This is a genomic window from Microbacterium sp. SL62, assembly GCF_026672635.1.
Classification (GTDB): Bacteria; Actinomycetota; Actinomycetes; order Actinomycetales; family Microbacteriaceae; genus Microbacterium; species Microbacterium testaceum_A.
On sequence record NZ_JAPPRM010000001.1, the window covers coordinates 594,536 to 606,241 of the forward strand.

Below are 11,706 nucleotides of genomic sequence, written 5' to 3' on the forward strand. Positions count from 1 at the left end.
TCGACGGGTGCTGGGACTCTCATGCTCCGCATAGAATAGGGACGACACCCCGAGAGCCCGGGCACCCGCCCGTCGACCCCGAGGAGGCCCGACCGTGCTGATCTTCCTCGGCGCCTTCGCGGCCGTGCCCCTTCTTCTGCCGTGGCTCGTCTCGCGCATCGGTGCCCGCGCCTTCTACGTGGCGGCGGTGCTCCCGGCTCTCGCTTTCGCGCACGCCATCGTCCTCGCCCCTGCGGTGTTCGCGGGGGACATTCCCTTCGAGGAATATCGCTGGATTCCGGCGATCAACGTCTCGCTGTCGATGCGCATGGACGTGCTCGGCTGGTTGCTCACCCTCGTCGTGACCGGCGTCGGTGCGCTGGTGATGCTCTACTGCCGGTGGTACTTCCGCGGCAAGACGGCCGGGGTCGGGCAGTTCTCCGCCGTGCTGCTCGGCTTCGCTGGCGCCATGTACGGCCTCGTCCTCACCGACGACATCGTCGTCCTCGTCATGCTGTGGGAAGCGACGAGCGTGCTGTCGTACCTGCTCATCGGGTACTACCACAGCCGTTCCGCGAGCCGCCGAGCCGCCCTGCAGGCGCTGCTCGTCACCACGCTCGGCGGACTCGTCATGCTCATCGGCGTGGTTCTGCTCGTCGTCCAGGCGGGCACCTCGAGCCTGTCGACGATCCTCGCCGACCCGCCCACTGGCGCCATCGTCGACATCGCCGTCCTGCTGCTGCTGGTGGGAGCGCTCAGCAAGTCGGCGATCTTCCCGTTCCACTTCTGGCTTCCCGGGGCCATGGCCGCCCCCACCCCGGTCAGTGCGTACCTGCACGCCGCTGCGATGGTCAAGGCCGGAATCTACCTGGTCGCCCGCCTCGCCCCCGGCTTCGCCGATACGCCGTTCTGGCGGCCTACCCTCATCGCCCTCGGTGTCTTCACGATGCTGCTCGGCGGGTTCCAGGCTCTGCGCGAGCGCGACCTCAAGCGCATCCTCGCCTTCGGCACGGTGAGCCAGCTCGGCTTCCTCACCGTGATGCTCGGATACGGGACGAGGGATGCCGCTCTCGCCGGCGTCGCGCTCCTGCTCAGCCACGCGCTGTTCAAGTCGTGTCTCTTCCTCGTCGTCGGTGTGATCGACCGTCAGCTGAACACCCGTGACATCGGTCAGCTCTCCGGCCTCGGCCGACAGGCGCCGGTCATGGCCACCGCGTCGTTCATCGCGATCTTCTCGATGGCGGGGGTCATCCCCACCCTCGGTTTCGTCGCGAAAGAGACCGCGCTGACGGCCCTGCTGCATGAAGCCGAAGGCGGAGCGGCGTGGGGATGGGTCGCCCTGGTCGGCGTCGTGCTGGGCTCGGCGCTGACGGCGGCGTACGGCATCCGCTTCCTGTGGGGGGCGTATTGGACCAAGCGCGACGTCGAGACCACCGAGTGGCCCGACCCGCCGATCGGCTTCCTGTCGGCGCCGGTGCTCCTCGCGGCGACGTCACTGGGGCTCGGATTCCTCGCCCCGATCGTCGACCACTGGCTCGCGCCCTACGCGGACGGCCTGCCCGAAGCGACCTCGGGCGTCTCCGCTCCCGCATACCCGTACCACCTGGCGCTCTGGCACGGTCTCGAGCCGGCGCTGTTCATCTCGCTCGGCACGCTCGCACTCGGCGCCGGCATCTTCTGGGTCGTGCGCAAGACGCAGCTGCACAAGCGTCGTCGTGTCCTTCCCTTCACCGCGAACGACGCCTACAACGTGGCCCTGCGCGGGATCGACCACTCGTCCGAGTGGGTGACCGCCCGCTTCCAGCGCGGTTCTCTGCCGTTCTACGTCGGAACGATCTTCGTCGTGCTCGTCGTCGCCGAAGGCACGGCGCTGCTCGCCTCGAGCGCGTGGCGCGCCCAGCTCGCCGCGTGGCAGTCGCCGGCGCAGCTGATCTCGGCACCGATCATGATCGCCGCCGGCATCCTGGCCGTCCGCGCCCGCAAGCGGTACACCGGTGTCGCCCTCGTCTCGGTGACGGGCCTGGGCATGGTGGTGCTCTTCGCCACCAGCGGCGCGCCCGACCTCGCCCTCACGCAGGTGCTCATCGAGACCGTGACCCTCGTGGTGTTCGCGCTGGTGCTCCGGCGTCTGCCGGCCCGCATGGGCGAGCAGAACGAGTCGGTCGCCCCTCTCGCGCGTGCCGTGCTCGGCGCGGGCGTGGGCCTCACGATGGCCCTCGTGGCGATCGTGGCGACCGGCGCGCGGCAGGACCTCCCCGTCTCGCTCGAGTGGCCGCCCCTCGCCTACGAGATCGGTCACGGTCGCAACGTCGTCAACGTCGCTCTCGTCGACCTCCGCGGCTGGGACACCATGGGCGAGCTCTCGGTGCTGGTCCTCGCCGCCACCGGCGTGGCATCCCTCGTCTTCATCACCAATCGCAGTGACAACCTCGCACGTCGGTCGGGCACCGCCCGCGCACGGGTGGGACTCGGCCGTCGCCGGCCCCTCGTCGAGACCGACAGTGGCGTGCGCGCGCAGCGCGTGGGCGAGACCGACGCTCCGCGCGCCTGGCTCATCTCGGGCTCGAAGGTGCAGCCCGAGAATCGCTCGATCCTCCTCGAGATCATCATCCGGGTGCTGTTCCACTCGATCATGATCGTCTCGCTCTACCTGCTTTTCGCGGGCCACAACCTGCCCGGCGGAGGGTTCGCCGGTGGCCTGGTCGCCGGGATGGGCCTGGTCATGCGCTACATCGCGGGCGGCCGCTGGGAGCTCGGCGCCGCAGCACCCACCGATGCGGGTCGCCTGCTCGGCGCGGGCATGGCGATCGCGGTGCTGTGTGCCCTGGTACCGATGTTCTTCGGCTTCGCGCCGCTGCAGAGCTTCACCTTCGAGGGCGAACTGCCCCTCATCGGTCACTGGGAGTTCGTCACGAGCACGATCTTCGACGTCGGCGTCTATCTCGTGGTGATCGGTCTCGTGCTCGACGTGCTGCGCAGCCTCGGCGCCGAGGTCGACCGCCAGTCGCTGCACCCCGAAGATGCGGAGATGGCGGCCTCATGACCATCTCCCTCGTCCTCGTGATCGTCATGGCGATCCTCTTCGCCTGCGGTGTCTACGCCATGCTCGAGCGCAGTCTCACCCGCGTGCTGATCGGCTTCCTTCTGCTCGGGAACGCCGCCAACCTGCTGCTCCTCATCGTCATGGGCGCGCCCGGTCGGGCCCCGTTCTACGACGGAGGGCAGACGGATGCCGCGGACATGTCCGACGCTCTTCCCCAGGCCCTGACGCTCACCGCGATCGTCATCACGTTCGGCATCTCGGCGTTCCTGCTCGCCCTCATCTACCGCTCCTGGCAGCTCGGTCAGGCCGACACGGTCATCGACGACGCGGACGACGTGGCGCTGCGCGCCCGCACGGCGAACGAGCCGGAGGACGCGATGGACGAAGAGTCCCGCTCCGACGACGAGGACGTCACCACCGACTTCGTCGGCGACGTCGCCTCGCCCATCCGCGTGCTGCACCAGGGCGACCTGTCGCAGCTCGTCGACGACGCCCCGGTCGATCGCGTCGCCGTCTCGCGCGAGTCCGACCCGGAGCGTGACGACGACACCGACGCCCCCCGCGACCCCCAGGACGGTGATCGCTCGTGAGCGCCCTCGTGCCCCTGCTCGTCGGCATCCCTCTCATCGGTGCCGCGATCAACCTCATCTTCGGTCGGCGCAAGAAGACGCAGATCGTCGTGTCGGTCGCCTCCCTCGCCGCTGTGCTCGTGCTGGGCGCGATCCTTCTCGTCACCGTCGACACGAGTGGGCCCATCGCGGTGGCGATCGCCGCGTGGGACATCCCGTTCGGCATCGTGCTCTACGTCGACGTGCTCGCGGCTCTTCTCGTCGTCGTCACGAGCATCGTGCTACTCGCGGTCCTGCTCTTCTCGATCGGGCAGGGCGCGGCCGACAACGATGAGGACACCCCGGTCTCGATCTTCTACCCGGCGTACCTGATCCTGGGCGCGGGCATCTTCAACGCCTTCATCGCCGGTGACCTCTTCAACCTCTACGTGGGCTTCGAGATCCTGCTCGTCGCCTCGTACGTGCTGATCACCCTGGGCGGCACCGAGTCGCGCATCCGCACCGGCGTCGTCTACATCGTCGTCTCGCTGGTGTCGTCGATCCTGTTCCTCGCGGCGATCGCCATGGTCTATGGGGCGCTCGGCACGGTCAACATGGTCCAGATCAGCGAACGGATGGCCCTGCTCCCGCAGGACACGCAGACGATCCTGCACCTCATGCTGCTGCTCGCCTTCGCGATCAAGGCGGCGGTGTTCCCGCTGTCGTTCTGGCTGCCCGACTCGTATCCGACGGCTCCCGCACCCGTCACGGCGGTGTTCGCGGGTCTGCTGACCAAGGTCGGCGTCTACGCGATCATCCGCACCGAGACGCAGCTCTTCGTCGCCAACGACCTCAACTTCCTTCTGATGATGGTCGCTCTGTCGACGATGATCGTCGGCATCCTGGGTGCCGTCGCGCAGGCCGAGCTCAAGCGCATCCTGTCGTTCACGCTGGTGAGCCACATCGGCTACATGATCTTCGGGCTGGCGATCAACACGCCGCTCGCGGTGGGGGCGACGATCTACTACATCGTCCACCACATCATCGTGCAGACGACCCTGTTCCTGGCCGTCGGTCTCATCGAGCGCCGAGCGGGCAGCACCTCGATCCTCAAGGTGAAGGGCCTCATGCGCGCGGCGCCCCTGCTCGCGGTGCTGTACTTCATCCCGGCGATCAACCTCGGCGGTCTGCCCCCGTTCTCGGGCTTCATCGGCAAGTACGCCCTGTTCGACGCGGCGGCGCAGGTGGGCACCCCCGTGATGATGGTGCTGATCGTCGGCGGCGTCGTCACCTCGATCCTCACGCTCTACGCCCTGATGCGCGCGTGGAACCTGTCGTTCTGGCGCGAAGACGACGACTCCGCCGAGACGACCGAGCGCATCGCCTACCTCGGCAACGCCCCGGCCGCGACCATCTCGACCGAGCGTCGCACGACGCCGAAGATCATGACGCTCGCCACCGTCGGCATGGTGGCCGTCACGGTGTCGCTCACCGTGTTCGCGGGACCCCTGCTCGACATGTGCCTGCGGGCGGGCGTCGACATCACCGACGGCGTGAGCCTCGTGCAGATCCAGGAACAGGCGGGTCAAGGATGAGCCCCTCCCGCCGATCGCAGGTGTCGCTGTTCTTGCACCAGCTGCCGTTCCTGGTGTGGCTGGTCGCTCTGTGGATGCTGCTGTGGGGCCAGTTCACCTGGCTGGCGTTCCTCACCGGTCTGGTCATGGCGGTCTTCGTCACGCGCGTCTTCCGCCTGCCGCCGGTCGAACTCTCGGGTCGCATCAACCTCTGGTACGGCCTCGTGTTCGTCGTCACCTTCCTGGGCGCAGTCATCAAGGGATCGCTCATCGTCGCGTGGCAGGTGATCGACGTCCGCCGTCAGCCCGGCGCCGCCATCATCGCCGTCCCGCTGCGCGTCGACGACGACGTGATCATGGCGCACACCGCCGTCACGGCATCCCTCATTCCGGGATCGCTCATCGTCGACGTCGACCGCGAGAACCGCACCCTGTTCCTGCACACCATCGGCGTCAGAAGCGACGCGGATGCCGAACACCAGCGCCGCGTCGTGCTCGGGTGGGAAGCCCGCATCACGCGTGCCGTGGGCTCGAAGGAAGAGTTGCAGGAGCTGCGGGCCAAGATCGCCGAGTCCGACGCCGATGCACGTCACGGCGCCGAGACGCCGCGCGACGGGAGGACCCTGCTGTGAACACCGCCCTCGTCGCCGTCATCCTTGTCGTCTTCGCCGTCGCCGCCGTGCTGGCCCTGATCCGTCTGGTCATCGGCCCCTCGATCCTCGACCGCGCCGTGGCCGCCGACGTGCTGCTCACCGAGGTGCTCTGCATCCTCGGCGCCGACATGGTCATCAACCACCACACGCGCTCGTTGCCGGCGATGCTCATCATCGCCGCCGTCGGGGTGTTCGGCTCGATCGCCGTGGCCCGCTTCGTCGCGCGGAAGGAGAACCCGAGATGACCCTCGACGACGTTCTCGACACGGTCGCGCTCGTGCTCGTCCTGCTCGGCGCGATCCTCTGCCTGACCGCGACGATCGGACTGCTCCGGTGGCGGGACGTGCCCACTCGCCTGCACGCGGCGACCAAGCCGCAGGTGCTGGGTGTGCTGCTCATCGTCGCGGCGGTCGCGCTGTCGACGCGCACGTGGGAGGCCCTGGCCTTCGGCATCCCGATCATCCTCATCCAGTTCGCGACCGCGCCGCTCGCCGCGCACATGGTCGGGCGGGCCGCGTACCGCAACCGGACGACCGACGAAGAGAACCTCTTCATCGACGAACTCCACCACAGCACCGAGCAACCCGGCTCCACCGGGGCGCAGTCGCGACCCGAGAGCTGACCCGCGCTCAGATCCCCGCTTCGCGCACGTCCTCCTGCGCCTGCGGTGAGGCGGTGCCCTCGGCCGGGTCGGGTGTCGAGGTCCGGTGGTCGAGTTCGCGTGCTTCGCGTTCTTCCCGTCGCCCCTCTGCGAGGAAGGCCAGGCGGTTCAGGCACTCGTGGTTGCGGGCCACGAGCATCGGCTTCCAGGCCAGTCGGGGCAGAAGCGAGGCGGCTCCCGAGACCGGTTCTTCGACGATCGTGACCGCCGTGCCGCCGGCGTGGGGGCGGGCGTCGATGCGGATCACGCCGCGACCCAGGATGCCGGCCTCGGGCCTCAGCCGCATCCGGCGCGGGGGATCCCACTCGACGATCTCGGTCTCGTCGTGGATCATCACGGGCCACACACCGAGGGAGTGGTGGATGCGCGAGCCCTCTCGCGGCCACTGCTCGTCGACGTCGCGCATGCGCGCCGCACCGACCACCCAGACCGGGTAGAGCCACCCGTCCGAGAGGACGGCGAACAGGTCGTCGGGCGTGCAGCGCATCAGTCTCGTGTTGCGGGCGGCCATGGCATCCCTCCGGTCGGCGTGCTCCGACCCTATTCCGCGGCCTCGATCCCGCCCGCGCCCCTTGACGCACTGCCCCTCCTCCTCGCGTGAGGGGTCGAGAAATGACGCCTGGGAGGTGCCCGAGGCGACAGAAACTGACCCCTCACGCGTGTGGCGCCACGCACGGCCCGGAGCGGGCGGGAGGCACCCGCTCAGCCGCGGGTGATGTCGGTCACGATCCCCTTGTCGAGGCGCAGGCGACGGCGCGCGCGGCGCGCCACCGCCGAATCGTGGGTGACCACGATGAGGGTGAGCCCCTCGGTGTTCAGCGCCTCGAGCACGTCGAGGATCTCGTCGCGCATGCGTTCGTCGAGGTTTCCGGTGGGCTCGTCGGCGAGCAGTACCCGCGGTTGCTTGGCGACGGCGCGGGCGATCGCGACGCGCTGCTGCTGTCCGCCCGAGAGCTCGCCGGGTCGGTGGTCGGCGCGGTCGGCGAGCCCGACGCGGGTGAGCGCCTCGGTCACCCGGCGGCGGCGTTCGTCGCGGTCCAGTCCGAGGGGTTCGAGCCCCATGTCGACGTTCTCGGCGGCGGTCAGGGTGGGGATGAGGTTGAACCCTTGAAAGACGAAGCCGATCTCCTCGGCGCGCAGCCGGGCGAGCTGCGCGTTCGAGGCCCGGGCGACATCGAGGTCACCCAGCACCACCGACCCGGCGGACGGGCGGTCGAGGGCGCCGAGCATCTGCAGCAGCGTCGATTTGCCGCCGCCGGTCGGGCCCTGGATGGTGACGAAGTCGCCCGCGGCGATCTCGAGGTCGACGCCCGCCAACGCCTGGACCGTGCGGTCGCGCTGGCGGTAAGTGCGGGTGACGCCCTCGAGGCGGTACGCGGTGGTGGCGGACGGGGGAGCGGTGAGGGTCATGATGTCTCCTTCGGAGGATGGGGGATGCCGCTCACGCGACGGAACGGAGGGCGGCGGCCGGGCTGAGACGAGCGGCACGCCACCCGCCGAAGGCACCCGCGAGGACCCCGCCGAGGACGGCGATCCCGACCGCGGCGACGATGATCACGGGGGTCACCGGTGCGTGCAGCACGATGTCGGTGGCCTGGGCGGCGGCCTGGCCGAATCCGCCCGGGCCGCCCATGCCGCCCCCACTGGGACCGCCCTCGCCACGGCCCGAAGCCCCGCTGCTGACCGAGACCGTCGGCGAGATGACGTTGACGAGCAGGATGCCGCCGAGCCCGAGGACCAGCCCCGCGACCCCGCCGAGAAGCCCTTGCGTCAGCGACTCGCCCGCGACCTGGCGCACGATGCGACCGTTCGACCAGCCGATGGCCTTGAGGGTGCCGAACTCGCGGGTGCGGCGTGCGACGCCCGAGATCGTGAAGAGGACCGCGAGCGAGAGTGCCACCAGCAGCACGACCGCCGAGAGCCAGGTCCCGAGGTTCGAGATCAACGCCGAGGCGCTCGAGAGCGAACCCGACACGGTGGAGGCGAGCTCGGACTGCGAGCTGACGGTGGCGTCCGGAAGCGCGGCCGTGATCTCGCTCTGCACGGAGCCGATGGCATCCGCGGAATCGGCCTGGACGTAGACCGTGGAGACCACGCTGCCCACTCCCGCGAGGGTCTGAGCGGTATCGAGGGGGAGGTAGACGTTCGCGGCGGTGTCGGCGTCGGACGACGTCGAGGCGACGATCCCGACGATCTGCATCGCGGTGCCGCCCACGTCGAGCGTGCCCCCGACCGCGAGGGAAGCGCTCGTCGCGTAGGTCGCGTCGATGACGGCGACATCCGTGCCGGCGTCCGACGCGGTGAGGGCGCGTCCCTCGCTGACGGTGACGGACGAGAGGGGACCGACGGATGCCGAGGGGTCGACGCCGAGGACGGTGAACGAGTCGACGCCGAAGGCGCTTCCGCCGTCTCCGCCGGGACCGCCGCCGCCGGCCGGCGGCTCTCCCATCTGCCCGCCCTCGCCCGTGCCGGACTGAGCGCTGCGATCCGGGACCTCGCCCGAGAAGGTCGTGTTCGTCAGCGACAGCGCGCCGGTCGCGGCGGTCACGCCGTCGAGGCCCGCGATCGTCGAGACGGTCGACGCCTCGAGCGTGCCGCGTCGCATGTCGGTCATAAGCCGCGACTGGCTGAGCGAGGTCGTGCCGTCCTGGGTCGCTCCGTCTTCCGCGCCGAAGTCGAAGCGCGCGCCGCCGCCCTGTCCGGGTTCGGTCTGCGCGCCGGTCACGGTCAGGTCGGTGCCGACGCCGTAGACCGACGACAGCGCCTGCGACTGCGCATCGCGCACCCCGGTCGAGAGGGCGTTCACGACGATCACGAGCGCGATGGCGATCGCGAGGCCGACCGCGACGATCACGGTCTGTTTGGTGCGGCCGGCGAGTTCGCGCCGCAGGTAGGTGCCGTACATGCTTCTCCTTCCGGACGCGGGGTGCGGCCGTCGGACCGACCGTAGGAACGGCACCCTCACCGCTCCCTCACCGTTCCTATGAAGCGTGTATGCCGGGTGACGGGCGCCTCATCGACAGGGCATGCTGGCTGTCATGGCATCCCGCCCCGCCCCCCTCACCCGCCCCGACGGCTCCCCCGTCCGCGCGCTCATCGTCGACGACGAGGCCAACCTGAGCGACCTGCTGCGCATGGCCCTGCAGAACGAGGGGTGGGAGGCCCGCACCGCCGCCAACGGGTACGAGGCTCTGGGAGCCATCCGCGAGTTCGGTCCCGACCTGCTCGTGCTCGACATCATGATGCCCGGGCTCGACGGCATGGAACTGCTGACCCGCATCCGCGAGGCCGGCAACGACGCCCCCGTGCTGTTCCTCACGGCGAAGGATGCCGTGGAGGACCGCATCGCCGGGATCTCCGCCGGAGCCGACGACTACGTGACCAAGCCCTTCAACCTCGAGGAGGTCGTCGTCCGGCTGCGCGGGATGGCCCGCCGCCACGTCGCCGCGGCCGCCGACGCCGACCCCCGTCTGCGCGTGGGCGACCTCACGCTCGACGAGGAGTCGTACGAGGTCGAGCGCGGCGGCATCCCCATCAAACTCACCGCGAGGGAGTTCGAGCTGCTCCGCTATCTGATGCAGAACCCGCGCCGCGTGCTCAGCAAGGCGCAGATCCTCGACCAGGTGTGGAGCTACGACTTCGGGGGCGACGGCAGTGTCGTCGAGATCTACATCTCGTACCTGCGCAAGAAGGTCGACACCCTCGGTGATCCGCTGATCCACACGGTGCGGGGCGTGGGCTACTCGATCAAGGCGTCATGACCCGCGGGCGGTGGACGCTACGTCGCACCCTGGTCGTCGGCACGAGCGTGCTGGTGGCGCTGGCCTTCGTCGTCATGAGCATCGTCACGATCGTCGCCCTGCGCTCGTTCGCTCTCGACCGACTCGACGCCCAGGTGCGCGAGGGCCTGAGCTTCTCGGCGGGATTCGCCGGGCGCGACGGCGGCGCCACGCGCCCTCCGGGGTCGAACACCGATCGTCCGGCGGGGCGGATCGGGTCGTTGCAGCTCGTCCTCGCCGGTGACGGGTCGGTGCAGCGCTCGGGATACACGCGCTCCGACGGCACGCAGGTGTCGCTCTCGACCGACCAGACCGCCCTGCTGCGCTCCTCGGTGTCGACCGACCGGCAGCCGACCACGGTCGATCTGGGCGGCGACCTCGGCGTCTTCCGCGTGGCCGCCGCCGAGAACTCCGGCACGACCGTGTTCGCAGGGGAGTCCGAGGCCGATGTCAGCGCCACGACGACCGCGCTCACGGTCATCCTGGCGGGAGTCGGCGCTCTCGTCCTGCTCGCCGCGGTGGTCGGGTTGTCGGTGTTCGTCCGCAGGAGTCTTCGCCCCCTCGACCGCGTCGCCGCCGTCGCCGGGCGCGTGTCGACCCTCTCGCTCGGGGCGGGGGCCGTCGAGATCCCCGATCGGGTCGCGACCGTCGACACCGATCCCGACACCGAGGTGGGGAGGGTCGGGTCATCGCTCAACGACCTGCTCGGGCACGTGCAGTCCTCGCTCGCCGCGCGTCAGCACAGTGAGGATCGACTGCGACGCTTCATCGCGGACGCCAGTCACGAGTTGCGCACGCCCCTGGCCAGCATCCGCGGCTACGCGCAGCTCTCGCTGGGCGAGGACGCCCCGATGACGCCGACCCAGGCGCGTTCGTTCGACCGCATCGAGTCCGAGGCGCAACGGATGGCCTCGCTCGTCGACGATCTGCTGTTGCTGGCCCGCCTGGATGCCGGTCAGCCCCTGCGCCGCGAAGAGGTCGAGCTGACGCTGCTCGCCGTCGACGCCGTGAGCGACGGGCAGGCGGCGGCGACGGCGCATGAGTGGCGGCTCGACGTCAGCGAGGACCTCATCTCGGTCACGGGCGATGAGAACCGCCTGCGCCAGGTCGTCGCCAACCTGCTGCGGAACGCCCAGGTGCACACCCCGCCCGGCACCAGGGTGACGCTCTCGCTCGCGCGCGACGGCGCCGAGGCCGTGCTGCGGGTGACCGACACCGGACCCGGGATCGACCCCGGCGTCGCAGAGCGCCTGTTCGATGGCTTCGCCCGCGCCGACGACGCGCGCAACCGCGACGAGGGCAGCACGGGCCTCGGCCTCTCGATCGCCCAGGCGATCGTGACCGCCCATGGCGGTTCGATCACGGTCGACAGCGTGCCGGGGCGGACAGTGTTCGAGGTGCGGCTGCCGGCGTGAGGGGCGCCCCGGCGGGCGCCTGCTGCATGAGTCGCCAAGAACTGTCGCTTCCGG

The 11,706-nt window shown here is 70.0% G+C and carries 11 protein-coding genes; 8 read left to right on the plus strand and 3 right to left on the minus strand.

Annotated elements, in window-relative coordinates; translation table 11 throughout:
• Nucleotides 1–94 precede the first annotated feature (94 nt).
• The 6 genes from OVA26_RS02785 to mnhG are packed head-to-tail and all read left to right on the plus strand — an operon-like array spanning nt 95 to nt 6,419.
• Complete coding sequence (locus tag OVA26_RS02785) at nt 95–3,022, plus strand: Na+/H+ antiporter subunit A (RefSeq protein WP_268102886.1); 2,928 nt, start codon at nt 95–97, stop codon at nt 3,020–3,022.
• The gene (locus OVA26_RS02790) at nt 3,019–3,612 is read left to right on the plus strand and encodes a Na(+)/H(+) antiporter subunit C (protein ID WP_268102887.1); all 594 of its coding nucleotides are present in this window, start codon (nt 3,019–3,021) and stop codon (nt 3,610–3,612) included. The genes OVA26_RS02785 and OVA26_RS02790 overlap by 4 nt, the downstream gene beginning before the upstream one ends.
• On the plus strand, nt 3,609–5,165 hold the full coding sequence (locus OVA26_RS02795) for a Na+/H+ antiporter subunit D (RefSeq protein ID WP_056225171.1): 1,557 nt from the start codon (nt 3,609–3,611) through the stop codon (nt 5,163–5,165). The genes OVA26_RS02790 and OVA26_RS02795 overlap by 4 nt, the downstream gene beginning before the upstream one ends.
• Nucleotides 5,162–5,776, plus strand: coding sequence for a Na+/H+ antiporter subunit E (locus OVA26_RS02800; RefSeq protein ID WP_056225174.1), 615 nt, complete (start codon nt 5,162–5,164; stop codon nt 5,774–5,776). Before OVA26_RS02795 ends, OVA26_RS02800 begins: the two co-directional genes overlap by 4 nt.
• Entirely contained in the window at nt 5,773–6,042 is a 270-nt protein-coding gene (locus tag OVA26_RS02805; RefSeq protein WP_144783553.1) for a monovalent cation/H+ antiporter complex subunit F, read from the plus strand. The genes OVA26_RS02800 and OVA26_RS02805 overlap by 4 nt, the downstream gene beginning before the upstream one ends.
• Nucleotides 6,039–6,419, plus strand: coding sequence for a monovalent cation/H(+) antiporter subunit G (gene mnhG, locus OVA26_RS02810; RefSeq protein WP_056225180.1), 381 nt, complete (start codon nt 6,039–6,041; stop codon nt 6,417–6,419). Before OVA26_RS02805 ends, mnhG begins: the two co-directional genes overlap by 4 nt.
• 7 nt (nt 6,420–6,426) lie before the next feature.
• On the opposite strand, the gene OVA26_RS02815 is transcribed toward mnhG, so the two are convergent.
• The 3 genes from OVA26_RS02815 to OVA26_RS02825 all read right to left on the minus strand — a co-directional run bounded on the left by OVA26_RS02815 (nt 6,427) and on the right by OVA26_RS02825 (nt 9,363).
• Nucleotides 6,427–6,969, minus strand: coding sequence for an SRPBCC family protein (locus tag OVA26_RS02815; protein WP_268102888.1), 543 nt, complete (start codon nt 6,967–6,969; stop codon nt 6,427–6,429).
• A 191-nt stretch (nt 6,970–7,160) separates the two neighbouring features.
• A complete protein-coding gene (locus OVA26_RS02820) occupies nt 7,161–7,868 on the minus strand; it encodes an ABC transporter ATP-binding protein (protein ID WP_268102889.1) in 708 nt (235 codons plus the stop codon).
• 31 nt (nt 7,869–7,899) lie between these two features.
• Complete coding sequence (locus OVA26_RS02825; RefSeq protein ID WP_268102890.1) at nt 7,900–9,363, minus strand: ABC transporter permease; 1,464 nt, start codon at nt 9,361–9,363, stop codon at nt 7,900–7,902.
• A 133-nt stretch (nt 9,364–9,496) separates the two neighbouring features.
• On the opposite strand from OVA26_RS02825, the gene OVA26_RS02830 reads away from it, so the two are divergent.
• Together OVA26_RS02830 and OVA26_RS02835 are read left to right on the plus strand one after the other, a co-directional pair.
• Complete coding sequence (locus OVA26_RS02830; RefSeq protein ID WP_268102891.1) at nt 9,497–10,219, plus strand: response regulator transcription factor; 723 nt, start codon at nt 9,497–9,499, stop codon at nt 10,217–10,219.
• Nucleotides 10,216–11,652 (plus strand): sensor histidine kinase, encoded by a 1,437-nt coding sequence (locus tag OVA26_RS02835; RefSeq protein ID WP_268102892.1) that lies wholly within the window; start codon nt 10,216–10,218, stop codon nt 11,650–11,652. Before OVA26_RS02830 ends, OVA26_RS02835 begins: the two co-directional genes overlap by 4 nt.
• The last annotated feature ends 54 nt before the right edge of the window (nt 11,653–11,706 follow it).

Excerpts from the sequence above, each read along its gene's own strand:
- mnhG (WP_056225180.1), top strand. The coding sequence starts at position 6,039 with ATGACCCTCGACGACGTTCTCGACACGGTCGCGCTCGTGCTCGTCCTG.
- OVA26_RS02800 (WP_056225174.1), top strand. The coding sequence starts at position 5,162 with ATGAGCCCCTCCCGCCGATCGCAGGTGTCGCTGTTCTTGCACCAGCTG.
- OVA26_RS02830 (WP_268102891.1), top strand. The coding sequence starts at position 9,497 with ATGGCATCCCGCCCCGCCCCCCTCACCCGCCCCGACGGCTCCCCCGTC.
- OVA26_RS02815 (WP_268102888.1), bottom strand. The coding sequence starts at position 6,969 with ATGGCCGCCCGCAACACGAGACTGATGCGCTGCACGCCCGACGACCTG.
- OVA26_RS02820 (WP_268102889.1), bottom strand. The coding sequence starts at position 7,868 with ATGACCCTCACCGCTCCCCCGTCCGCCACCACCGCGTACCGCCTCGAG.
- OVA26_RS02790 (WP_268102887.1), top strand. The coding sequence starts at position 3,019 with ATGACCATCTCCCTCGTCCTCGTGATCGTCATGGCGATCCTCTTCGCC.
- OVA26_RS02835 (WP_268102892.1), top strand. The coding sequence starts at position 10,216 with ATGACCCGCGGGCGGTGGACGCTACGTCGCACCCTGGTCGTCGGCACG.
- OVA26_RS02825 (WP_268102890.1), bottom strand. The coding sequence starts at position 9,363 with ATGTACGGCACCTACCTGCGGCGCGAACTCGCCGGCCGCACCAAACAG.